General features: G+C 74.4%; 20 protein-coding genes and 1 riboswitch. Of the genes, 15 read left to right on the forward strand and 5 right to left on the reverse strand.

Features of this window, described 5'->3' with window-relative positions; genetic code table 11:
* Positions 1-112: 112 nt before the first annotated feature.
* Entirely contained in the window at positions 113-649 is a 537-nt protein-coding gene (locus tag MTR79_RS26430) for a hypothetical protein (protein WP_244792103.1), read from the forward strand.
* On the opposite strand, the gene MTR79_RS26435 is transcribed toward MTR79_RS26430, so the two are convergent.
* Positions 603-2036 (reverse strand): MFS transporter, encoded by a 1434-nt coding sequence (locus MTR79_RS26435; protein WP_244792104.1) that lies wholly within the window; start codon positions 2034-2036, stop codon positions 603-605. The genes MTR79_RS26430 and MTR79_RS26435 overlap by 47 nt on opposite strands.
* A 219-nt stretch (positions 2037-2255) precedes the next feature.
* Here MTR79_RS26435 and MTR79_RS26440 point away from each other — a divergent pair, with 219 nt between their 5' ends.
* The 5 genes from MTR79_RS26440 to MTR79_RS26460 all read left to right on the forward strand — a co-directional run bounded on the left by MTR79_RS26440 (position 2256) and on the right by MTR79_RS26460 (position 7140).
* Entirely contained in the window at positions 2256-3992 is a 1737-nt protein-coding gene (locus tag MTR79_RS26440) for an MFS transporter (RefSeq protein ID WP_244792105.1), read from the forward strand.
* Positions 3993-4126: 134 nt separating this feature from the next.
* Positions 4127-4786, forward strand: coding sequence for a class I SAM-dependent methyltransferase (locus tag MTR79_RS26445; protein ID WP_107500451.1), 660 nt, complete (start codon positions 4127-4129; stop codon positions 4784-4786).
* A 9-nt stretch (positions 4787-4795) separates the two neighbouring features.
* Positions 4796-5764: an N-acetylmuramoyl-L-alanine amidase gene (locus MTR79_RS26450; protein WP_086702664.1), complete on the forward strand. Its 969-nt coding sequence runs from the start codon at positions 4796-4798 to the stop codon at positions 5762-5764.
* A 159-nt stretch (positions 5765-5923) separates the two neighbouring features.
* Complete coding sequence (locus tag MTR79_RS26455; protein ID WP_048457678.1) at positions 5924-6736, forward strand: DUF5336 domain-containing protein; 813 nt, start codon at positions 5924-5926, stop codon at positions 6734-6736.
* 110 nt (positions 6737-6846) lie between these two features.
* The gene (locus tag MTR79_RS26460; RefSeq protein ID WP_048457677.1) at positions 6847-7140 is read left to right on the forward strand and encodes a hypothetical protein; all 294 of its coding nucleotides are present in this window, start codon (positions 6847-6849) and stop codon (positions 7138-7140) included.
* A gap of 71 nt (positions 7141-7211) precedes the next feature.
* Here the strand turns inward: MTR79_RS26460 and MTR79_RS26465 are convergent, their stop codons facing one another.
* From MTR79_RS26465 to MTR79_RS26475, 3 genes are read right to left on the reverse strand one after another with little or no spacing between them, the layout of a single operon-like run.
* Complete coding sequence (locus tag MTR79_RS26465; protein WP_086702667.1) at positions 7212-8315, reverse strand: prenyltransferase; 1104 nt, start codon at positions 8313-8315, stop codon at positions 7212-7214.
* Positions 8312-9052, reverse strand: coding sequence for a class I SAM-dependent methyltransferase (locus MTR79_RS26470; protein ID WP_048457675.1), 741 nt, complete (start codon positions 9050-9052; stop codon positions 8312-8314). Before MTR79_RS26470 ends, MTR79_RS26465 begins: the two co-directional genes overlap by 4 nt.
* A complete protein-coding gene (locus tag MTR79_RS26475) occupies positions 9046-10503 on the reverse strand; it encodes a glycosyltransferase family 4 protein (protein WP_244792106.1) in 1458 nt (485 codons plus the stop codon). The genes MTR79_RS26470 and MTR79_RS26475 overlap by 7 nt, the downstream gene beginning before the upstream one ends.
* A gap of 207 nt (positions 10504-10710) precedes the next feature.
* Here MTR79_RS26475 and MTR79_RS26480 point away from each other — a divergent pair, with 207 nt between their 5' ends.
* From MTR79_RS26480 to MTR79_RS26520, 9 genes are all read left to right on the forward strand, one after another.
* Positions 10711-11361, forward strand: coding sequence for a TetR family transcriptional regulator (locus tag MTR79_RS26480; RefSeq protein WP_189365107.1), 651 nt, complete (start codon positions 10711-10713; stop codon positions 11359-11361).
* A complete protein-coding gene (locus tag MTR79_RS26485; RefSeq protein WP_244792107.1) occupies positions 11313-11678 on the forward strand; it encodes a cellulose binding domain-containing protein in 366 nt (121 codons plus the stop codon). The genes MTR79_RS26480 and MTR79_RS26485 overlap by 49 nt, the downstream gene beginning before the upstream one ends.
* A 126-nt stretch (positions 11679-11804) precedes the next feature.
* A riboswitch (cobalamin riboswitch) is annotated at positions 11805-11941 on the forward strand.
* A 111-nt stretch (positions 11942-12052) separates the two neighbouring features.
* Positions 12053-13273 (forward strand): prenyltransferase/squalene oxidase repeat-containing protein, encoded by a 1221-nt coding sequence (locus MTR79_RS26490; protein ID WP_244792108.1) that lies wholly within the window; start codon positions 12053-12055, stop codon positions 13271-13273.
* Positions 13270-13932 (forward strand): SCO2322 family protein, encoded by a 663-nt coding sequence (locus tag MTR79_RS26495; RefSeq protein WP_244792109.1) that lies wholly within the window; start codon positions 13270-13272, stop codon positions 13930-13932. Before MTR79_RS26490 ends, MTR79_RS26495 begins: the two co-directional genes overlap by 4 nt.
* A gap of 73 nt (positions 13933-14005) precedes the next feature.
* Positions 14006-15106 carry an energy-coupling factor transporter transmembrane component T gene (locus MTR79_RS26500; RefSeq protein WP_114876014.1) on the forward strand — a complete coding sequence of 367 codons (1101 nt, stop codon included), beginning with the start codon at positions 14006-14008 and terminating at the stop codon, positions 15104-15106.
* Positions 15103-16767 (forward strand): ABC transporter ATP-binding protein, encoded by a 1665-nt coding sequence (locus tag MTR79_RS26505; protein ID WP_189365111.1) that lies wholly within the window; start codon positions 15103-15105, stop codon positions 16765-16767. The genes MTR79_RS26500 and MTR79_RS26505 overlap by 4 nt, the downstream gene beginning before the upstream one ends.
* Positions 16764-17612: an ECF transporter S component gene (locus MTR79_RS26510; protein ID WP_048457667.1), complete on the forward strand. Its 849-nt coding sequence runs from the start codon at positions 16764-16766 to the stop codon at positions 17610-17612. The genes MTR79_RS26505 and MTR79_RS26510 overlap by 4 nt, the downstream gene beginning before the upstream one ends.
* A gap of 308 nt (positions 17613-17920) precedes the next feature.
* Positions 17921-18346 carry a transglycosylase SLT domain-containing protein gene (locus MTR79_RS26515; RefSeq protein WP_048457666.1) on the forward strand — a complete coding sequence of 142 codons (426 nt, stop codon included), beginning with the start codon at positions 17921-17923 and terminating at the stop codon, positions 18344-18346.
* A gap of 141 nt (positions 18347-18487) precedes the next feature.
* Positions 18488-20167 carry a hypothetical protein gene (locus MTR79_RS26520; protein ID WP_189365112.1) on the forward strand — a complete coding sequence of 560 codons (1680 nt, stop codon included), beginning with the start codon at positions 18488-18490 and terminating at the stop codon, positions 20165-20167.
* Here MTR79_RS26520 and MTR79_RS26525 read toward each other — a convergent pair.
* Positions 20121-22190, reverse strand: coding sequence for a bifunctional glycosyltransferase 87/phosphatase PAP2 family protein (locus tag MTR79_RS26525; protein WP_244792110.1), 2070 nt, complete (start codon positions 22188-22190; stop codon positions 20121-20123). The genes MTR79_RS26520 and MTR79_RS26525 overlap by 47 nt on opposite strands.
* Between the last annotated feature and the right edge of the window lie 143 nt (positions 22191-22333).

Consider the following 22333-nt stretch of genomic DNA (forward strand, 5'->3'; position numbering starts at 1 on the left):
CGGGCCTACCGTCGGCAGGGACCGCACCCGGCCGGGTACGGCGGCCGGACGTACGGCGGCAGCCGGACCTGTGACGGAAGCCGGGCGTACCGATGACGACGGGGACAGCGACATGACGACCACCTGTGAGACGTCCACGGAGGCCCGCGGGCCGCACGGGGCCGGGCTCGGCCATCCGCGGCTGCTGCCCTGGCTGCTGCTCGCCATGGGCGCCTTCTCCAGCCTCTTCCAGGGCACCACGCCGAACCCGTGGGCCGGCGCGGCGGGGCTGCTGGCCTTCAACTCCGTGTACGTCTACCTCGCGTTCACCACACACCCCTGCGGGCGACGGGACGCGGCGGCGCGGCGGGTGGCGCTCGGTCTGCTGGCGGCGGTGACCTGCGCGCTCGCCGTCGCCCACGGCGGCGACTGGCTGCTGTTCTTCCCGCTGCTGGGGCTGGCGACGGGCGTGGTGCTGCGCGGGCGGCCGCTCCTGGCCGTCGGCGCGGCGGTGACGGCGGTCGCGGGCTGGGTGAGCTGGTACCACGACGGCTGGGGCGGCCCCGACACCCGCGAGGCACCGCACCGGCGGTCGGCGGTCGGCGCCGTCCCGGACCGCAGGTTCAGCCCGCCTGCCTCGCAGGCGTCCGCGGCAGCCACGCCCACATGAGAAGGGCGCCCAGCGCCAGGACGGCCGTGCCGGTGGTGAAGACGAGGGCGTAGCCCTCGGTCAGCGCCTCCGGGGTGTCCGCGCCGTTCGTGCGGGCCGCCGCGATGGTGGCCATGACCGCGAGGCCGAGGGAGCCGCCCATCGTGCGGGAGGTGTTGACCAGGCCGGAGACCACCCCGGCCTCCTCGGGGGCCGCTCCCGACGTGGCGAGGGACGCCAGCGGGGTGCCGGCGAGGCCCGCGCCGAGCATCATCAGGACGCCCGGGACCATGATCGCGGTGAGATAGTCGCCGTCCGCCGTCATCGTGGACTGCCAGGCGAAGCCGGCGGTCGCGACGAGCGTGCCGAGCACGGCCACGGCGCGCGGGCCCGTCGCCCGCATCAGGCGCGGGGCGACCTTGGAGCCGACGATCACGGCGATCGAGCTGGGCACCAGGGCGAGTCCGGCCTCCAGCGGGGTGTAGCCGAGGACGTTCTGCGCGTACAGGGTCATGAAGAACCACATGCAGAACATCGCGGAGCCGCTGAGGAACATGGCGACGTTCGCGGAGGCCACCGACCGCAGCTTCAGCAGCCCGAGGGGCATCAGCGGGGACCTGGCGCGGGCCTCGGCGAGCAGGAACAGGGCGACGAGGGCGAGCCCGGCGCACAGCGGCACCACCGTGGACACCGCCGTCCAGCCGGCCGCCTCCGTCTGGGAGACGCCGTACGCCAGGGTGGCGAGGCCCGCCGTGACGAGGACCGCGCCGGGCAGGTCGAGCCGGCGGCCGTCCCCGGCGCGGCTCTCGGTGATCCAGCGGGCGGCGGCGGCCAGCACGACCGCGCCGACCGGCACGTTGATCAGCAGCACCCAGCGCCAGGAGAGCGTCTCGACGAGCACCCCGCCGACGAAGCCGCCCGCCGCGCCGCCGCCCGCGCCGACGGCGGTCCAGGTGGCGATGGCGCGGGCGCGGGCCGCGCCCTCCGGCACCGCCGAGGTGACGAGGGTGAGCGTGGAGGGCGCGAGGACGGCCGCCCCGAGTCCCTGCACGGCCCGCGCCACGAGCAGCTGCCAGCCCTCCTGGGCGAGCCCGCCGGCCAGCGACGCCGCGGTGAACAGGCCCAGCCCGACGAGGAACATGCGCTTGCGTCCGTAGAGGTCACCGGCCCGGCCGCCGAGCAGCATGAAGCCCGCGAACGCGATGGAGTACGCGTTGACCACCCACTGCAGGCCCTGCTCGTCCAGCCCGAGGCCGCCGCGCACGGACGGCAGGGCCACGTTCACCACGGAGATGTCGAGGACGACGAGGAACTGGCCGGCGCAGGCGAGCGCCACCACCAGCCAGACGGGCGGTGTGATGCGGGCGGGGGCGCGGGTGGTGTCGGGGGCTTCGAGCATGAGGGTCATGTTCTCAACCCACGCGCGCGGGCCGCATCGGCATTTCGTCCGACCTCCGGCTCCTCCCTCGGACCGAGGGAGGAGCCCGCCGTGGCGGGCGACCGGTCTGCGGAGGCCCAAGGAACGGTCAAGAAATTGTTAGCGGGCCAAAACAACGGAATAGTTGCCTCGGCGCACGGGGTTCATGGCCCACGTACCTTGCCGTTCGGCCTGCCTGGAGGCACCTTCATGACACAGACGACGCCCGCCCGTCCCTCCGGCAGAGCGGGCACGGCGGTGGTCCCCGTCCTGGCCTTCGCGGGCATCGTCGTCGCGGTGATGCAGACCCTGCTGGTCCCGGTCGTCAAGGACCTGCCGCGGCTGCTGGACACCGCGCCCGCGGACGCGAACTGGGTCCTGACCTCGACCCTGCTCTCGGGCGCCGTGGCCACCCCCGTCATGGGGCGGCTCGGCGACCTCTTCGGCAAGCGGCGGATGCTGGTCGCCAGTCTCGCGGTGATGGTGGTGGGCGCGCTGGTCAGCGCGTTCACCAGCGATCTGCTGGTGATGATCGCCGGCCGTACCCTCCAGGGCTTCGCGATGGGCGCGATACCGCTGGGCATCGGCCTGATGCGGGACATGCTGCCGCGTGAGCGCCTGGGCTCCGCGATGGCGCTGATGAGCTCCTCCATCGGCGTCGGCGGCGGTCTGGCGCTGCCCGCCGCCGCGCTGGTCGCCCAGCACACCGACTGGCACGCCCTCTACCTCGGCGCGGCCGGCCTCGGCGTCCTCGCCATCGCCCTCACCCTGGCCGTCGTGCCCGAGTCACCGCTGCGCGCCAAGGGCTCGTTCGACCTGCCGGGCGCGCTGGGGCTGACCGCCGGACTGCTGCTGTTCCTGCTGCCCGTCTCCAAGGGCAGCGACTGGGGCTGGACGTCCGGCACCACGCTGGGCCTGTTCGGTGCGGCGGCCGTGGTGCTGCTGCTGTGGGGGCTGATGGAGCTGCGGGTCGCCGCGCCGCTGGTGGACCTGCGCACCACGGCCCGCCGTGAGGTGCTGCTCACCAACCTCGCCTCGATCATGGTCGGCGTCTCCTTCTTCGTCGTCTCCCTGGTCCTCCCCCAGCTGCTCCAGCTGCCCACCGCCTCGGACGGGCTCGGGCAGTCGATGGTGGTCGCGGGCCTGTGCGTGGCGCCGCTGGGCCTGACGATGATGTTCACGGCGCCGGTGTACGCCCGTCTGTCCGCCCGGTACGGCCCCAAGGTCACCCTGATCATCGGCCTGCTGGTCATCGCGGCCGGGTACGGCGGCGGGCTCGGGCTGATGAGCGCCGCCTGGCAGACCGTGGTCACCTCGGTGGCCCTCGGCGCGGGCATCGGACTCGCGTACTCCTCGCTGCCCGCACTGATCGTCGGCGCGGTCCCGGCCTCCGAGACGGGCGCGGCGAACGGCCTCAACACGCTGATGCGCTCCATCGGCACGTCGGTGTCCAGCGCCGTGATCGGCATGGTGCTGGCGAACACCTCGGACGCGGTGGGCGGGGTCGCGGTGCCGACGCTGCACGGGTTCCGCGTGTCGTTCGGGATCGCGACGGCGGCGGTGGCCGTGGGTCTGGTGCTGGCGCTGTTCCTGCCCGGCCGGCGCCCGTCGGAACACCCGCGGCTCCGGGCGAGCAGTGAGGAGGAGGCGAACCTGGAGCGGGCGCGGGAGGCGCTGCGCGGTTTCCGCGGCCGGGTCCTGGACGCGTCCGGCGCGCCGGTCGCCCGCGCCCGGGTCACCCTCATCGACCGGCACGGCCGCCGCGCGGGCGCCACGGTCACCGCGGCCGACGGCACCTACGCCCTCGCGGTCCCGGCCCAGGGCCCGTACGTCCTCGCCGCCCGCGCCCCCGGCCACGGCCCCCTGGCCTCCCCGGCCACCCACACGGGCACGGGCGACTGCGTCGCCGTGGACCTGTCCCTGCCGCCGGAGACGGTCACGGCCTGACGGCCGGGTGCCGCCCGTGACGCACCACGGGCGGCACCCGCTCCGCCTCCCGGTACCCCCCTTCACCGCACCCGCCCGGACTACGGCAGCATGGCCCCGTGGAGACTTCTGTGACCTGCGGAAAGGCGGAGCTCGTGGTGAAGGCGCCGGAGGCGGCCGTGCTCGCCGCGTTCGAGGCGGCGAAGGGGTTCATGCCGCTGGACGAGGGGCTGGCCCTGTACGCCGCCGCGGTCGAGGCCGGGCGGCTGGGGCTTCCGCTGCTGGAGATCGGGACGTACTGCGGCCGCTCCACGATCCTGCTCGCCGACGCGGCCCGCGCGGCCGGTGTCACCGCGCTCACCGTGGACCACCACCGGGGCAGCGAGGAGCAGCAGCCGGGCTGGGAGTACCACGACCCGGAGACGGTCGACCCGGAGCTGGGCGTGATGGACACCCTGCCGACCTTCCGGCGGACCCTGCGCCGGGCCGGTCTGGAGGAGCACGTGGTGGCGCTGGTGGGGCGGTCCCCGCGGATCGCCGCCCTGTGGGGGCGGCCGCTGGGCCTGGTGTTCGTCGACGGCGGCCACACCGACGAGCACGCGAGCGCCGACTACGAGGGCTGGGCCCCGCACGTCGCCGAGGGCGGGCTGCTCGTCATCCACGACGTCTTCCCCGACCCCGTGGACGAGTTCACCGGGCAGGCCCCGTACCGCGTGCACCAGCGGGCGCTGGCGTCCGGGGAGTTCACCGAGGTCTCCGCCACGGGTTCGCTGCGCGTCCTGCGCCGTACGGGTGCGGCCGCCGCGCACCGCTAGGGTGGCTGCGTGTCGTACACAGGTCCCGACTTCGATCCGCCCCCGGAGCGGCGCTCCCGCCGTGGTCCGCTGACCGTGGCCCTCGCGGCGCTCGTCTGCGGCGGGCTGCTCGGCTGGGGTGTGTACGCGGCCACGGGCGGCACGGACGACAAGGGCGCGGAAGCCGGGGGTTCCCCGTCGGCCGCGCCCCGCACGCCGTCGCCCGCCGCCTCCTCCCCCACCGCCGGCGGCTCGTCCCCGTCCGCGGAGGGCGAGGAGTCCCCCGCCTCACGGACGCCCTCCGCGTCCGCGCCCGCCGCGGCCGGCCCGCTCAAGGGCAAGGTCGTCGTCATCGACCCGGGGCACAACCCGACGAACGTGAAGCACACGGCGGAGATCAACCGTCAGGTGGACGTCGGCACGCACCGCAAGGAGTGCGACACCACCGGCACGTCCACCAACGACGGGTACGCGGAAGCCGAGTTCACCCTGGACGTCGCCCACCGGATGCGCGCCCTCCTGGAGAAGCAGGGCGCGACGGTGAAGCTGACGCAGGACCGCGACCGGCCGTACGGGCCGTGCGTGGACGAGCGCGCCCGGATCGGCAACGCGGCGAAGGCGGACGCGGTCGTGTCGATCCACGCCGACGGATCCGGCGCCGGCAACCGCGGCTTCCATGTGATCCTGCCGGGCTCCGTGAACGAGGGCGAGGCGGACACCCGCGCCATCGTGGCGCCCTCGCGCGCCCTCGGGGAGCGCATCGCGGGCAACTTCGTCCGTGTCACCGGCACCGCGCCGTCCAACTACACCGGCGGCGGCACCGGACTCGTCACGCGGAAGGACCTGGGCGGTCTCAATCTGTCAACGGTTCCGAAGGTGTTCATCGAGTGCGGGAACATGCGCGATAGCAAGGACGCGGCGCTGCTGACCAGCGGCGCCTGGCGGCAGAAAGCGGCGCAAGGGATTTCCGAGGGAATCGTGAGTTTCCTGCGCGGGTAGGGATCAGCGCGCTGATCCGGGCGGACAGCCCCGTCCGGCGGACGATAGTGTCGTCCGTACGATCAGGGGCCACCCCCGCGCTTCGCACCGGACCCTACGGGGCGACCTGGTGACAGCGACGCCTCTTCCGACGACGAGACGACCTACGAAGGACCTGAAGTGAATATCCGCTCCCTCACTCGAGGCGACGGCGTGGTGATCGGAGCAGCCGTACTGCTGTTCATCGCGTCGTTCCTCGATCTGTACTCGATCGAAGGCGCCTCGGACAGCGTGGACATCCCCAGCCTGTGGGCGAGCGGTCCGGTGCTGCTGAGCGTGGTGCTGGCAGGCCTCATCGCCGCGGCCCTGATCGTCGTCGCCCGGGGCCTGCCGCAGGCGCCGAAGGTCGCGGGTCTGGACCTGGCGCCGTTCGGCGTCGCCTTCGCGGTGTTCGCCGCCTGGAGCGCACTGGGCAACGTCTTCGACCCGGCCGGCGGCGCCGACAACTTCGGGGGCGGCGGCGACGGCCCCGACGCGGGCCTCGGTCTGATCCTCGCGCTCGTCGCCACGCTGGTCATGGCGGCCGCCGCCGTGGCCACGCCACTGGTGCCGGCGCTCAAGGGCGCGCTGCTCCCGGCCGCCCGCCCCGCCGCCCCGCAGCAGCCGTACGGCGCGCAGCCGCCCGGCGGTTACGGCTACCCGGGCGCCCAGCAGGCTTCCTTCGGCGGCGGCCAGCCGGGCCAGCCGTACGGTGGTCAGCCGCAGCAGGGCCAGCCGGCCGCGCCGCCCGCCGCGGACTTCTCGCCGTTCTGGTTCGCCGTGCCGGTGCCGCGTCCGCTGTTCCCCGAGGACGGTTCGCCCACGCCGATCGCCGAACTCGCCCCGGGCACCTGGTACCTGGCGGTGGAGCAGCGTGGTCAGGCGCTGGTCGCGCAGACGCAGGACGGCCGCCGCGGCGTCCTCCAGGACACGTCGGGCATCCAGCGCGGCTGAGCCCCGGCCCCGTCGTCGACGGCCCCTCGCCCTGCCGGGCGGGGGGCCGTTCGCGTGCGGGCCCCGAACCGGGCTGGTTTCAAGCGGGCGTTCGGGGCCAGACGGACAGCATGTCCCCTCGATATCGCTCTGGTTCCACCTCCGCGGGGACGGTCATCGCGGTGATCGCGGACGTCATGGCCGTCATCCTCGGACTGTGGATTCTGATGTACCTGCTGGACGCCAACCGGGCCAACGACCTGGTGCGGTTCGTCCATGACGCGGCGAACTGGCTGGCCGCCTGGTCGCGTGATCTGTTCACCTTCGACGAGGAGTGGGCGCGGGTCGTCTTCGGCTACGGACTCGCCGCCGTCGTCTACCTGTTCATCGGCCACGCCATCGCCGGCCGGCTGCGCCGCCACTGACCCGGGCGGCCACTGCCCGGGTCGTCCGGGGCCCGGCGGGTAAACGCCGGGCGGTCGGGCGTCCGTACGGATCAGGCGTCCGGGCAGCAGTCCGGGTCCATGCCCTTGGGCAGCTGCTCCCCGCCGAAGACCGCGCAGGTCGGCTCGTGACCGCCGAGGGCGGCGACGGCCAGCAGCAGTGACCCCGCCGTCCAGGTGGTCAGCTCGCGCGGCCATATGGCGTCGTCGTCGAAGACGTAGCCCGTCCAGTACAGGCCGCTCTCCGGGTCGCGCAGGTGCTGGATCGACTGGAGCACCTCCAGCGCGCGGTCGGACTCGCCCGTCGCCCAGAGCGCCAGGGCGAGTTCGGCCGACTCGCCGCCCGTCACCCACGGGTTGGGCACCACGCAGCGCACCCCGAGGCCGGGCACGACGAACCGCTCCCAGCCCTCGTCGATGCGCTCCCGTGCCTCCGCTCCGGTCAGCGCGCCGCCGAGCACCGGGTAGTACCAGTCCATCGAGTAGCGGTCCTTGTCCAGGAACCGCTCCGGGTGGCGCCGGATGGCGTGCCGCAGCGCGCCCACGGCCAGTTCCCAGTCGGGCTGGGGCTCCTCGCGCTGCTCGGCGATCGCGAGGGCGCAGCGCAGGGCGTGGTGGACGGAGGAGGAGCCGGTGAGCAGCGCGTCCGTGGCGGGCGTGCCGTCGTCGTCGCGCCGCCAGCCGATCTGCCCGCCGGGCTGCTGGAGCTCCAGCACGAACTCCACGGCCGCGCACACGGCTGGCCACATGCGGTCCAGGAACGTGTCGTCGCCGGTGGCGAGGTAGTGGTGCCACACGCCGACGGCGACGTAGGCGACGAAGTTGGTCTCCCGGCCCCGGTCGGTGACGTCGTCCGGGTCCCCGTCGGCGTAGGCCGCGTACCAGGAGCCGTCGTCGAGCTGGTGCCGGGCCAGCCACAGGTAGGCCCGCTCGGCCGCCTCGTGCTCGCCCGCCGTGTCCAGCGCCATCGCGGCCTCGACGTGGTCCCACGGGTCGAGGTGGTGACCGCGGAACCACGGGACGGCGCCGTCCTCCCGCTGCACGGCGAGGATGCCGGCGACGGTCCGCGCCGCCTGCTCGGCCGTCAGCACGCCGTCGAGGACGAGGTGTTCGGACTGCGGGGCGCGAGGGTCGCCGGCCGGGCGGGAGGTCGTCACGTGGCGTCCGCCTCGGCGCGCGGCAGGTGCGGCTTGGTCGCGTAGGCCACGAAGCTCTTGCCGATCACCGGGTTGAGGGCCCGCTCGGCGACCCGGGTGGCCAGCGGCTTCTTCATGATGTCCCAGACCAGCAGCTTGTGGTACGCGCGGACCGGCAGCGCCTTGTCGTTGTCGACGCCGAACGCGCACTTCAGCCACCAGTACGGCGAGTGCAGGGCGTGGGCGTGGTGGGTGCCGTAGGGGCGCAGGCCCGCCTCGCGGATCTTGGCCAGCAGCTCGTCCGCCTTGTAGATGCGGATGTGGCCGCCCTCGACCTCGTGGTAGGCGTCGGACAGGGTCCAGCAGACCTTCTCCGGGCCGTAGCGCGGGACGGTGACGGCGATGCGGCCGCCCGGCTTGAGGACGCGCACCATCTCGGCGAGCACGCCCTTGTCGTCGGGGATGTGCTCCATCACCTCGGAGATGATGACGACGTCGAAGGACTCGTCGGGGAAGGGCAGGGCGAGGGCGTCGCCCTCCATGGCGGTGGCGGTGGCCCCGGCGGGCGCCTCACCGGCCTCCTTCATCGCCGCGAACCACTTGGCGACCTCGCGGATCTCCTCACCGTTCTGGTCCAGCGCGACGACCTGGGCGCCGCGCCGGTAGCACTCGAAGGCGTGCCGTCCGGCGCCGCAGCCGAGGTCCAGGACGCGGTCGCCCGGGGCGAGCGGGAACCGGGAGAAGTCGACGGTCAGCACGTGGCCCTGCTTTCACGGTCGGAGGTGTCGGCCGCGGTCACGGGTACGCCGCCCGTGTCCGCGGGAGCGTCGGGGACGAGGTCGAGGTCCGCGGGCGCCGGGTCCTGCGGGGCCGTGGCCGTCACGCGCGGGGGCCCGCCCCGGCCGGCGCGGGCGGTCTCGACGGCCTCGCGGTAGCGGGCGACGGTGCCCTCGGCGGCGCGCGCCCAGGTGAAGTGGGCCAGCACGCGGTCGCGTCCGGCGGCGCCGAGACGGGCGCGCAGTTCGTCGTCGCCGAGGAGCCGGGTGAGCGCGGCGGCCAGGGCGCCCGCGTCGCCTGGCGGCACGGCCAGACAGGTCTCCCCGTCGCGTCCGGCGACCTCGGGGATGGCGCCGCCGGTGGTGGCGACCAGCGGGGTGCCGGTGGCCATGGCCTCGGCGGCCGGGAGGGAGAAGCCCTCGTAGAGCGACGGCACGCAGGCGACCTGCGCGGAGCGCACCAGGTCGACGAGTTCGGCGTCGGAGATGCCCTTGACGAACTCGACGGCGCCTTCGAGGCCGTAGCGCTCCATCGCCTGGGCGACGGGGCCCTCGGCGGGGCGCTTGCCGACCACGACGAGGTGGGCGTCGGGCTGCTCGGCGCGCACCTTGGCGAGCGCCTCGACGAGGAAGACGAGGCCCTTCAGCGGCACGTCGGCACTGGAGGTGGTGACGATCCGGCCCGGGACGACCGCGACGGACGCGTCCGGGGAGAACAGGTCGGTGTCGGCGCCGATGTGGACGACGTGGACGCGGTCCTGCCGGACACCGAGGTCCTCGACGATCTCGGCGCGGGAGCTTCCGGAGACGGTGAGCACGGACGGCAGGCGGCGCGCGACGCGCTTCTGCATGCGGGTGAACGCGTACCAGCGGCGCACCGACATACGGCGCTTCCAGTCCTCGGCGGCGTCCAGTTCGAGGCGGCGGTCGACGGTGATGGGGTGGTGGATGGTGGTCACCAGGGGCGCGCCGAGGTCGCCGAGCAGGCCGTAGCCGAGGGTCTGGTTGTCGTGGACGACGTCGAAGTCGCCGCGGCGGGCGCGCAGATGGCGGCGGGCGCGCAGCGAGAAGGTCAGCGGCTCGGGGAAGCCGCCGGTCCACATGGTGGAGACCTCGAGGGCGTCGATCCAGTCGCGGTACTCGTCGCGCTTCGGGGTGCGGAAGGGGTCCGGCTGCCGGTAGAGGTCGAGGCTGGGCAGCTCGGTGAGGCTCAGCCCGTCGTGCCCCTCGTCGAGCACCGGGTAGGGCTGCGCGCCGATGACCTCGACGTGATGCCCCAGCCGGGCCAGTTCGCGGGAGAGATGGCGCACGTAGACGCCCTGGCCGCCGCAGAACGGGTTTCCCTTGTAGGTGAGGAGCGCGATGCGGAGCGGTCGCGAGCCGTCGGATGCGGGGCCTGCCGAGGGCCCGGCCTGACTGGCCTCAGCGGTCACTCTGGGCCCCCCTTCTGCCTGCACTGTCCCGCGACAGTACGACGGGACGCCGATCTAGAACAAGTTTCAGAGTTGATCGTTCGGAGGAACCGAATCTACCGGCAGGTAAGAACGGGGGCAGCGGTGGATCAGGTGATTCACGCCACGGCGGACGCCGTGCCATGCTGTCCGATCATCGATCCTCACCGACTGTCACGGACGGGACCCATGCCCGCGGATGCCCACAGGACCAAGGCGGCGCCGGACGCCGGGCGCGCCGAGCCTGCCTCCCCGCTCACGGAGCGGCAGGAGGCGCGGCGCCGGCGCATCCTCGAGGCGTGCGCGCGGCTGGCCTCGCGGGGCGGTTTCGACGCGGTGCAGATGCGTGAGGTCGCGGAGTCCTCGCAGGTGGCGCTGGGCACGCTGTACCGGTACTTCCCTTCGAAGATCCATCTGCTGGTGGCGACGATGCAGGACCAACTGGAGCACCTGCACGCGACGCTGCGGAAGAAGCCGCCGGCCGGCGAGACGGCGGCGGACCGGGTCGCCGGGACGCTGATGCGGGCCTTCCGCGCGATGCAGCGCGACCCGCTGCTGGCGGACGCGATGGTGCGGGCGCTGACGTTCGCGGACCGCAGTGTGAGCGCGGAGGTGGAGCAGGTCTTCCGGCGGACGACGGCCATCGTCCTGGACGCGACGGACCTGACCGACCCGACGCCCGAGCAGCTGTCGGCGGTACGGGTGATCGGGCACACCTGGCACTCGACGCTGATCACCTGGCTGTCGGGGCGCGCCTCCATCGAGCAGGTGGGCGTGGACATCGAAACGGTGTGCCGGCTGATCGACCTGACGGCTCCGCCGCGCTCCGGGCAGGGCTGACGAACCCGGGCGACCCCGACGCGGCGTGCACCGCCGCCTCCACCACGTCCGAGCAGTGGAACGGCGGCTGCAACGGCAGGGTGACGATCACCGCGACCGGCGCGCCGGTCTCCCGCTGGAGCGCGACGCTGCCCCCGAGGTCGTCGCAGCAGGTGGACTCGGTGTGGAACGGATCACCCAGCCGCAACGGCAACGTGATGACCGTCCGCTCCACGGGGAACGGCTCGCCGGCGGCCGGCGCCTCGACCAGCTTCGGCCTCACCGTCGACGGCTCCTCCGCGTCCCCGCCGCAGATCGGCGCCTGCACCGCCTCCTGACCCTCCTCGCCCTTCCTCCTCCCGGTCCGCACCCGCCCGGGTGCGGACCGGCTCACGGGCGCCGTGACCCCCGTCACCTCACGTCTGTGTGCCTCTCCTCGCGCACACGGCCGCCCCGGACACCCGTTCTACGGGCGGGTAGAGTGGCCGGGTCGTATCACACCCGTACGGGGGGAAGCCGGTGCGAATCCGGCGCTGACCCGCAACCGTGAGCCGTCCCGGGGACGGTGAGCCGGAATGCTCCGCACGGATCGTGACCGGCTCACGTGCCCGGCGTCCCGCCGGCGCACGGGCACCGTCGAGGTATACGGAGCCGAGCCGCCGGGGTGTCCCGCGCTGCCCGGCCCTCTTTCAGGGAGAGGCACCCGCCCGTCATGAACGTCCGCCGCAGCGCAGCGGTGCTGGCCGCCGTCGCCGTCCTCGGCGCCGCCGCACCGGCCGCAGCCGACTCGTCCCCGTCGCCGACCCCGCAGGAACTGCCGTCCGCGCTGTACGGGGACACCGACCCGCAGTACGACGGGGTGTGGCGCCAGTCGCTCGCCCTGCTCGCCCAGCACGCCGCCGGCGCCGAGCCGCCGAAGGCCGCCGTCGGCTGGCTGACCGGCCAGCAGTGCGCCGACGGCTCCTTCGCGCCGTTCCGTGCCGACCCCTCCGCCGCGTGCGACGCCAAGACCATGGTCGACACCAACCAGACCGCCGCCGCCGTGCAGGCGCTCGCCGCGCTCGGCGGCCACGACGCCGTCACGGAGAAGGCCGTCGGCTGGCTGAAGTCCGTGCAGAACAAGGACGGCGGCTGGGGCTACACCGCGGGCGGCGCCAGCGACACCAACTCCACGTCCGTCGTCATCGGCGCGCTCGCCGCCGCAGGCGAGAAGCCCGGCGAGGTGAAGAACAGCGGCAAGTCCCCCTACGACGCGCTGCTCGGCCTGGAGCTGCCCTGCACGGGCGAGGGCGCGGGCGCGTTCGCCTTCCAGCCGGAGAAGGACGGCTCGCTGGCCGCCAACGCGGACGCCACGGCGGCGGGCATGCTCGGCGCGCTCGGCAAGGGCCTGCTGGTCGAGCCCGGCAAGGGCGACGGTGAAGCGGCAGGCTCCTGCGTGAAGGCCACCACCCCGGAGCAGGCCGCCGCCAACGGCGCCGCCCACCTCTCCGGCGAGCTGACCGCGGAGGGCCACCTCCTGGCCGTCACGCCCGGCGGCGAGGAGCAGCCCGACTTCGGCAACACCGCCGACGCCGTGATCGCGTTCGCCGCGCGGGGCGACGCGGCGCAGGCGGACAAGTCGTACGCCTGGCTGGAGAAGAACGCCGCCGACTGGGCCGCGCAGAGCGGGCCCGCCGCCTACGCGCAGCTGATCCTCGCCGCCCACGCGACCGGCGCGGACCCGCGCGACTTCGGCGGCACGGACCTGGTGAAGCAGCTCCAGGCCGCCGGCCCGGCCGCCCCCGGGAAGACCACGAAGGCGACGGAGAAGGCCGAGGACGAGAAGGACGAGTCGTCCCCGTTCGGCGTGTGGTGGTTCGTCGGCGTCTGCCTGGTCGCGGGCATCGGCATCGGCTTCCTGATCAGCAACCGCACCAAGAGGCAGCAGCCGTGACCCGCCGCCTCACCGTGCTGTTCCTGGCCGCGCTCCTGCCCCTGCTGGCGGGCGCCGGCCAGGCCCAGGCCGCCGGGTACCGCTACTGGTCCTTCTGGGAGCGGGACGGCTCGGCCTGGGCGTACGCCACCGTGGGCCCCTCGCTGTCGCGGCCCGCGGACGGCGACGTGCAGGGCTTCCGCTTCTCGGTCAGCGAGGACTCGGGTGACGCGGCCAAGCCGCGTGGCACCGCCGACTTCGACACGATCTGCGCGAGGACGCCCGCCGAGGACGGCACGAAGCGGGTGGCGCTGGTGATCGACTTCGGCACGCCCGCCGACGCCCCGTCCGGGGCGAAGCCGCCGGCCGGCCGCACGGCCTGCGCGCAGGTGGCGGAGGACGCCACGACGGCCGAGGCGCTGGCCTCGGTCGCCGAGCCGCTGCGCTACGACAGCAACGCCCTGCTGTGCGCGATCGCCGGCTACCCGGCGAAGGGCTGCGGCGAGCAGGTCGCCACGGGCGGCAAGGAGTCCGCCGCCACCGGGGCCGCCGAGACCGCCGAGGAGGCCTCCGCGCAAAACGACGGCGGATCCGGCCCCTCCGTGGGGCTGATCGCGGGCGGTGCGGTGGTGGTCGTGCTGGGCGCCGCCGCCGTCTGGCAGGTCCGTCGCCGTGCGTGAGACGGACCGCTCCGGGCGTCCGGGCCTAGCCCGTCCGCGCCCGGAGCGGGGGACACCGCCCGCCGGCGTCCCCGTGCCGCGCCCGCGCCGCGCCCTGCACCCCGGCGCGTGGTGGCTGTGGGCCCTCGCGCTGGGCACCGCGGCCACCCGCACCACCAACCCGCTGCTGCTCGCCCTGCTGATCACCGTCTCCGGATACGTCGTGGCCGTCCGCCGCCCGCACACGCCGTGGGCCCGCTCCTACGGCGCCTTCGTGAAGCTCGCCGCCGCCGTGCTGGTGCTGCGGCTGGCCTTCGCGATCGTCCTCGGCTCGCCGATCCCCGGCACCCACATCCTGTTCACGCTGCCCGAGGTACCCCTGCCCGACTGGGCCCAGGGCATCCGCCTGGGCGGCCGGGTCACCGCGGAGGGCCTCGCCTTCGCCCTGTACGACGCGCTGCGGCTGGCCGCGCTGCTGATCTGCGTGGGCGCCGCGAACGCCCTCGCCAGCCCGTCCCGCCTGCTGAAGTCGCTGCCCGGCGCCCTGTACGAGCTGGGGGTGGCCGTGGTGGTGGCGCTGACCTTCGCGCCGCATCTGATCGCCGACGTACGGCGGCTGCGTGCCGCGCGCCGGCTGCGGGGCCGCCCCGACAAGGGCGTGCGCGGTCTGGTGCAGGTGGGGCTGCCGGTCCTCGAGGGCGCGCTGGAGCGCTCCGTGTCCCTGGCCGCCGCGATGGACGCGCGCGGGTACGGCCGTACGGCCGAGGTGCCGACCGCCGTGCGGCGCACCACCGCCGCTCTCACGCTCGGCGGTCTGCTGGGCGTGTGCGCGGGGACGTACGGGCTGCTCACCGCGGCGGGCGGCAGTTACGGGCTGCCCGTGCTGCTGGCCGGTCTGGCGTCGGCGCTGGCGGGCCTGTGGCTCGGCGGGCGGCGCAGCGTGCGCACCCGTTACCGCCCGGATCCGTGGGACGCCCGCGCCTGGCTGGTCTCCGCGTCCGGCGCGGCCGTGGCGGCCCTCCTGATCCTGGCCGGCTCGCTCGACCCCGGGAGTCTCGACCCCGGTGTGGTCCCGCTGGAGCCGCCCACCCTGCCCCTGTGGCCGGCGGCGGCCGTGCTGCTCGGTCTGCTGCCCGCCTTCGTGACCCCCGCCCCCGAGGCGGCCCGCGACCCCCGCAAGGAGCCGACGACGTGATCCGCTTCGAGAACGTGTCGGTGACCTACGACGGCGCGGCGCGGCCCGCCGTGCGGGACGTCGACCTGGAGGTCCCCGAGGGCGAACTGGTGCTGGTGGTGGGCCCGTCCGGCGTCGGCAAGTCGACGGTGCTGGGCGCGGTCGGCGGACTGGTGCCGCACTTCACCGGCGGCACCCTGCGCGGCCGGGTGACGGTCGCCGGCCGCGACACCCGCACCCACAAGCCGCGCGAACTCGCCGACGTGGTGGGCACGGTGGGCCAGGACCCGCTGTCCCACTTCGTGACGGACACGGTGGAGGACGAACTCGCCTACGGCATGGAGTCGCTGGGCCTTGCGCCGGACGTGATGCGCCGCCGCGTCGAGGAGACCCTCGACCTGCTGGGCCTGGCCGACCTGCGGGACCGGCACATCTCCACGCTGTCCGGCGGCCAGCAGCAGCGGGTGGCCATCGGCTCGGTCCTCACCCCGCACCCGAAGGTGCTGGTCCTGGACGAGCCGACGTCCGCCCTGGACCCGGCGGCCGCCGAGGAGGTCCTCGCGGTCCTCCAGCGCCTGGTGCACGACCTGGGCACCACGGTCCTGATGGCCGAGCACCGCCTGGAGCGGGTCGTGCAGTACGCCGACCAGGTCGTGCTGCTGCCGGGCCCCGGCGAGCGGCCGTGGATGGGCGCCCCGGCGGACGTCATGGCGGTGTCCCCGGTCTGCCCGCCGGTGGTCGAGCTGGGCCGCCTGGCCGGCTGGTCCCCGCTCCCCCTGACGGTGCGCGACGCCCGCCGCAGGGCGGCCCCGCTGCGGGAACGCCTGGAGGGCGGGCGGCCCGAGCCGGACACCGCCGCTGCCCGGACGGCTGCCCCGGCGAGGCGTCTCTTCGGGCGGGCGAAGAAGGAGAACGCCGGCGTTCCCGAGCCGGTGGCCCAGGCGCGGTCCCTCGCGGTCCGCCGGGACCGGGTGCAGGCGCTGACCCGGGTGGACCTCACGGTGTCGCCCGGTGAGACGGTCGCGCTCATGGGCCGCAACGGCGCCGGCAAGTCGACGCTGCTCGGCGCGCTGGTCGGGCTGGTCGCCCCGTCGTCCGGTTCGGTCCGCACCGGCGGCGCGGTGCCGCATCGCACCCGCCCCCGTGACCTGGTCCGCAAGGTCGGTCTGGTCCCGCAGGAGCCCCGCGACCTGCTGTACGCGGACACCGTGGCGGCGGAGTGCGCGGCCGCCGACCGGGACGCGGAGGCGGAGCCCGGCACCTGCCGCGCGCTGCTGGGCGAGCTGCTGCCGTCGGTGGCCGACGACATGCACCCCCGTGACCTGTCCGAAGGGCAGCGGCTCACGCTCGCCCTCGCGGTGGTGCTCACCGCGCGGCCGCCCCTGCTGCTGCTCGACGAGCCGACGCGCGGCCTGGACTACGCGGCGAAGGCCCGGCTGACGGCGATCCTGCGCCGGCTGGCCGCCGAAGGCCACGCCATCGTGATGGCCACGCACGACGTGGAGCTGGCGGCGGAGCTGGCGCACCGGGTGGTGCTGCTCGCCGAGGGCGAGGTGATCGCGGACGGTCCGTCGGCGGAGGTGGTCGTGGCGTCCCCGGCGTTCGCCCCGCAGGTGGCGAAGATCCTGGCGCCGCAGCCTTGGCTCACGGTCGCCCAGGTGAAGGAGGCGCTGGAGCGATGAGCGCGCCGACGACCCCCGCGCGGCCCGTGGACCGCCAGGCCCGCGCCTTGCGCCTCGGCCCCCGCACCTGGCTGGCGCTGGCCCTGGTCAGCGCGGTGGGCGTGGCCGGCTTCGGCTGGCCGTTCCTGGCCCCGCCTGAGTCGGCGGTGAACGCGCACGAGGGGGACGCGCCGTGGCTCTTCGCGGGGCTGCTCGTGCTGCTGGTCGCCGTGGTGGCGGCGGCCTTGTCGGAGTCGGACCTGGGTGCGAAGGCGGTGGCGATGCTCGGCGTCCTCGCGGCGGCGGGCGCGGCCCTGCGTCCCATCGGCGCGGGCACCGCCGGTCTTGAACCCATGTTCTTCCTGATGGTGCTCAGCGGCCGGGTCCTCGGCCCGGGGTTCGGCTTCGCCCTGGGCTCGGTCACGATGTTCGCGTCCGCGCTGCTCACCGGCGGGGTGGGCCCCTGGCTGCCGTTCCAGATGCTGGCGATGGGCTGGTTCACCATGGGTGCGGGCTTCCTGCCCGGCCCGGACCGGCTGCGGGGCCGCCTCGAAGTGTGGATGCTCGCCGTCTACGGCTTCCTGGCCGCCTTCGCCTACGGCACGGTGATGAACCTGGCGGGCTGGACCTTCATGAGCTCGCTCGCCTCGAACATCGCCTTCGACGGCGACGACCCGGTGGCCGCCAACCTGGCCCGCTTCGTCGCCTACTGCCTGGCCACCTCCCTCGGCTGGGACCTGGGGCGGGCCGTGATCACGGTGGTGCTGACGCTGACCGTCGGCGCGACGGTGCTGCGGGCGCTGCGCCGGGCCACCCGCAGGGCCGCCTTCGAGGCGCCGGTCACATTCGACGACGCCCCTCGGTAAGGGGGCGTACGCGCCGGGTGGGCGAGGTGGTGAAGCACCCCACATGACCGGCGTCACATACGAAGGAGAGCCGTAGACAGGCCGTGCGGTCACTTACGGCTATCGCACACCAAAACGGACGTTGCGGACAGGAGGCCGCGAGCGCCTCCGACCATCGGTAGTAAAAGGGACCTTTGCGGGCGATCCGGGGATTTGTTTCTGTGGAACAGTCGCCAGGCGCCGACGAACCCCACGGGTCGCGGCGCCGACGTATGCCCCCGCCGCACGGCGGGGCCGCGACTCCCCTGCATCCGACCGAAAGGCCGCCTGTGTCCGCCGTTTCCCTCCTCCGCTCCGTCGCCACCCCGAAGAAGGCCGTGGTCGGCGCCGCCCTGACGGCCGCCACGTGCGGCACGCTGATCGCCGCCGCGCCCGCACAGGCCGCGACCACGGCGGCCCCCACCGCCGCCTCGGCCCAGGCGACCGCGAAGAAGATGATCGGCGACTCGGCCGAGTTCCAGTGCTTCTCCAACATCGTGTCGCACGAGAGCGGCTGGAACCCGAAGGCCACCAACGCCTCCAGCGGCGCCTACGGCCTGGTCCAGGCGCTTCCGGCCTCGAAGATGTCCTCGGCCGGCTCGGACTGGAAGACCAACCCGGCCACCCAGATCAAGTGGGGCCTGGACTACATGAAGGACCGCTACGGCAGCGCCTGCGACGCCTGGTCCTTCTGGCAGGCCAACCACTGGTACTGACGAGCGCGCGTCACCCTGATACCGAAGGCGGCGGCCCCCTGATCCCCGGGGCCGCCGCCTTCGCCTGTCCGAGCCCGGGACCGGGCGGCAGCCGCGCGGCCGTCTCGCCGCCGGGAATAGTGGACGGGACCCCCCACAGGAGTGAACGCGGGGGCGGAGTACGACGTCTTCAAGATCGTGCCCTCTGCCGACCTCACCCTGCTCCGGCGGCCGGCCCCGGCCACTCGGCGGACGCGGTCCTTCCGCTCCTTCTGCCGGCGTCGCCGCACCCCGCTCCTGGCCACCCTCGCCGTGCTGCCGCTGTACGCGCTGTGGTGGGCGGTGCTGGCGACCGGCGGCGGTGACCTCGCCGCCCAGGACGCGTGGGCGGGGTTCGCGGGGCGGCACGGCTCGTCGGCGTACAACCTGTTCTGGTACGGCGGCATGCACACCGCCAACTACAGCCTGATATCGCCGTACTTGATGGCGGCCGTCGGGGTGCGGGCGCTCACCGTGGCCTCCGGGCTGGCCGCCACCTGGACCGCGGCGGTGCTGGTGGAGCGGGTGCTGCCGCGCCGGCCGCTCGCGCCCGCGCTGCTCGCCGCGCTCGGCCTGTGGGGCAACGTGGCCTCGGGGCGCACCACGTTCGCCCTCGGCGTCGCCTTCGGACTGGCCGCGTGTCTGTACCTCACCGGCCACGCGGCCCAGCAGAAACGTCTCGTCCTCACCGGTGCCTATGCCGCCCTCGCCACCATGGCGTCCCCGGTCGCGGGCCTGTTCCTCGCGGTGGTCGGCGCCGGGTACGCGCTGGTGCGGCGCCCGGCTCCCGCCGTCGCCCTGCTCGTCCCGCCCGCGCTGGTGGTGGGCGCGACCAGTGTGCTCTTCCCCTTCCAGGGCGAGCAGTTGATGCCCGCGGGCCGCATATGGATACCCGCGGTCCTGGGGATCGCCGTCGCGGTGCTGTCACCGCCGTCCTGGCGGGCGGCGCGGTGGAGCGGCGCCGTCTACGCGGCCGGGACCGCGCTGGTGTATCTGGTTCCCTCCCCCATCGGCACGAACGTCGAGCGGTTCGCCGAGTACGCCGCGCCCGTCGCGCTGCTGGTGGCCCTGCTCGCGCAGCCCCGGCTGCGGCCGGTGCGCCGCGTCCTGCTCGTGGCGGCGCTGGTGTTCTCCGCCGGGTGGACCGTCAAGAAGACCGTCGACGACCTGAAGGTCTCCACGGACGTCCCCGCCTGGGCGGCGCAGACGGACGGCGTGGTGCGTGCCCTGGAGTCGCTGGGCGCCGACCGGACGCGGGTGGAGGCGGTGCCCGCCCGCAACCACCGGGAGGCGGTGGCGCTCGCCCCCCACGTGCACCTCGCTCGGGGCTGGAACCGGCAGCTCGACATGGAGCGGGCCCGGCTGTTCTACGACGGCTCGTTCTCCGCCGCCGCCTACCGGGCGTGGCTGGACCGGTGGGCGGTCGGGTTCGTGGTGCTGCACGACGGCAAGCCCGACGGGTACGCCGAGGAGGAGGCGCGGCTGCTGCGGGAGCGGCGGCCCGACTGGCTGGTGCCGGTCTGGCGGGACGCGCACTGGGAGGTGTTCCGGGTACGGGACGCGGTGCCGCTGGTGTCCGCGCCGGGGTCGGTGGTGCGGACCACCGGCGCGGAGCTGGTGCTGCGGGCGGCACGGCCGGGAACGATGACCGTGCGGGTCGCGTACTCGCCGTGGCTGCGGGTGGACGGCGGCGGCTGCCTGTCCCGCGCGGGCGAGTTCACCCGGCTCACCGTGTCCGCGCCCGGCGAGTACCGGATCAGCTCGGAGTACGGTCCTTCTCCGGCGCCGGCGGCCCGCTGCTGACCTCCTTCACCCCGTCCTCCTCGGCCGCCGCCGTGACCGTGCGGGCCCGCGGCCCCTGGAACAGGTACGTCAGGGCGAAGCCGCCGCCGACGACGACCGCGCCGCCGGCCGCGTCCAGGATCCAGTGGTTGCCGGTCGCGACGATCGCGGCGGCCGTGAACAGCGGGTGCAGCAGCCCGAGAACCTTCATCCAGGTCCTGGGCGCGATGATCGCGATCACCAGGCCGCACCACAGCGACCAGCCGAAGTGCAGCGAGGGCATCGCCGCGTACTGGTTGGTGAGCGCGGTCAGCGTGCCGTAGTCGGGCTGGGAGAAGTCCTGCACGCCGTGGACGGTGTCGATGATGCCGAGGTCCGGCATCAGGCGCGGCGGGGCCAGCGGGTACAGCCAGAAGCCGACCAGGGCCAGCAGGGTGGCGAAGCCGAGGGCGGAGCGCGCCCAGCGGTAGTGGACGGGGCGGCGCCAGTAGAGCAGGCCGAGCACCGTCAGCGGCACGACGAAGTGGAACGACGTGTAGTAGAAGTCGAAGAAGTTCCGCAGCCAGCCGGCCTTCACCACGGCGTGGTTGACGGCGTGCTCGATGTCCATGTGGAGCAGGCGCTCCAGGTCGAGGATCTGCTGCCCGTGCTTCTCGGCGCGGGCCCGGCCCGCCTCGTTGCTGCCGCCGGTCGCGGCGAGGCGCACCTTGGCGTACCCGGCGTAGGTGACGCGGATGAGGAGCAGCTCCAGCAGCAGGTTCGGCCGGATCAGCACCCGCCGCAGGAACGGCAGCAGGGGCACGAACGCGAACCGGGCCGGCACGGGCGGGGCGTACGGCGTGGGCACGGGCTCGCGGAAGTACGGCGACGTGCGTCGGAGGAACGGCACGGCGGTGGCGGCGGCCAGCGCGGCGAGCAGCACCGTGTTGTCCCGCAGCGGGTGCAGGAACGCCATGTTCGGCAGCATCATCTTGGCCGGCAGCGTCATCACCAGGACCACGGCGACGGGCCACACCAGCCGGTCGCGGGCGCGTGTGCCGACCCGGCCGACGACGGTGAGCAGCACCCACAGCAGCTGGTGCTGCCACGCGGTCGGTGACACCGCTATGGCGGCGCACCCGGTGATGCCGACGGCGAGGAGCAGCTGGCCGTCGCGGGCGTAGTGGACGGCGCGCCTCAGGCCGAGGGTGACGACGGCGGCGCCCAGCAGCAGGAAGAGGGCGATCTCCAGCGGGCCCTCGAGGCCCAGGCGCAGCAGCGCGCCGTGCAGGGACTGGTTGGCGAGGGCGTCGGCGGGTCCGCCGAGCCCGACGCCCGCCAGGTGGTGCACCCAGTAGGCGGCGGAGTCCTGCGGCATGGCGGCCCAGGCGAGGGCGGTGGCCGAGGCGAAGGTGACGGCGGTGACGGTGGCGGCCTGGCGGCGGCCGGTGAGCCACAGCAGCGGCGCGAAGAGCAGCAGGGTCGGCTGGAGGGCAGCGGCGACCCCGACGAGGACGCCGCCGGCCCGCTGGCCGTGGGCGACGAAGCAGCCGAGCAGGACGAGCAGCACCGGGATGATGCTGGTCTGGCCGAGCCAGAGGGTGTTGCGCACCGGCAGGGACACCATGAGCAGGCTGACCGCGACGGGCGCGGCGAGCAGGGCGGTGCGCCGGCCGACGGGCTGCGGCAGCGCGCGGGCGGCGATCAGCGCCAGCGCCACGACCAGCAGCAGGGTGCCGAAGGTCCAGCCCCAGCCGAGGGTCTGCTCGGCGGATCTGGTGAGCGGCTTGAGGACAAGACCGCCGAACGGTGTGCCGGTGAACTCGGTGGAGTCGTAGAGGGAGCCGCTGACGTGCAGCACGCCCTCGGGGCCCACCCAGGTCTCCAGGTCGGTCAGGCGTTCACCGCTCGGAGTGGTGAGGACGAGGGCGACCTGGCGCGCCGCGAGGACGGCGGCGAGCAGCCACAGTCCGAGGCGCGCCGCCCGCAGCCGCGCCCGGGTGCCGCCCACGGCCGTCGCGCCGAACGCCTCGGCCGGTCCCCCACTGTGTTCCGCATTCGCCACGCCTCGTCGGCCTCCCGCCCCGTTGTCGCCCCGCGCGTCCCGTGCCGGGGTCGTGCCGTGCGCGGCCCGCAGGGCGCGCGCCCCTCACAAGGACGCCGGACACCGCCGCTTCACTTGACGGCCCTCTCTCTTTTGTCCGGATG

This window comes from Streptomyces sp. BJ20, from assembly GCF_022869105.1.
In the GTDB taxonomy this organism is placed as follows: domain Bacteria; phylum Actinomycetota; class Actinomycetes; order Streptomycetales; family Streptomycetaceae; genus Streptomyces; species Streptomyces griseoincarnatus.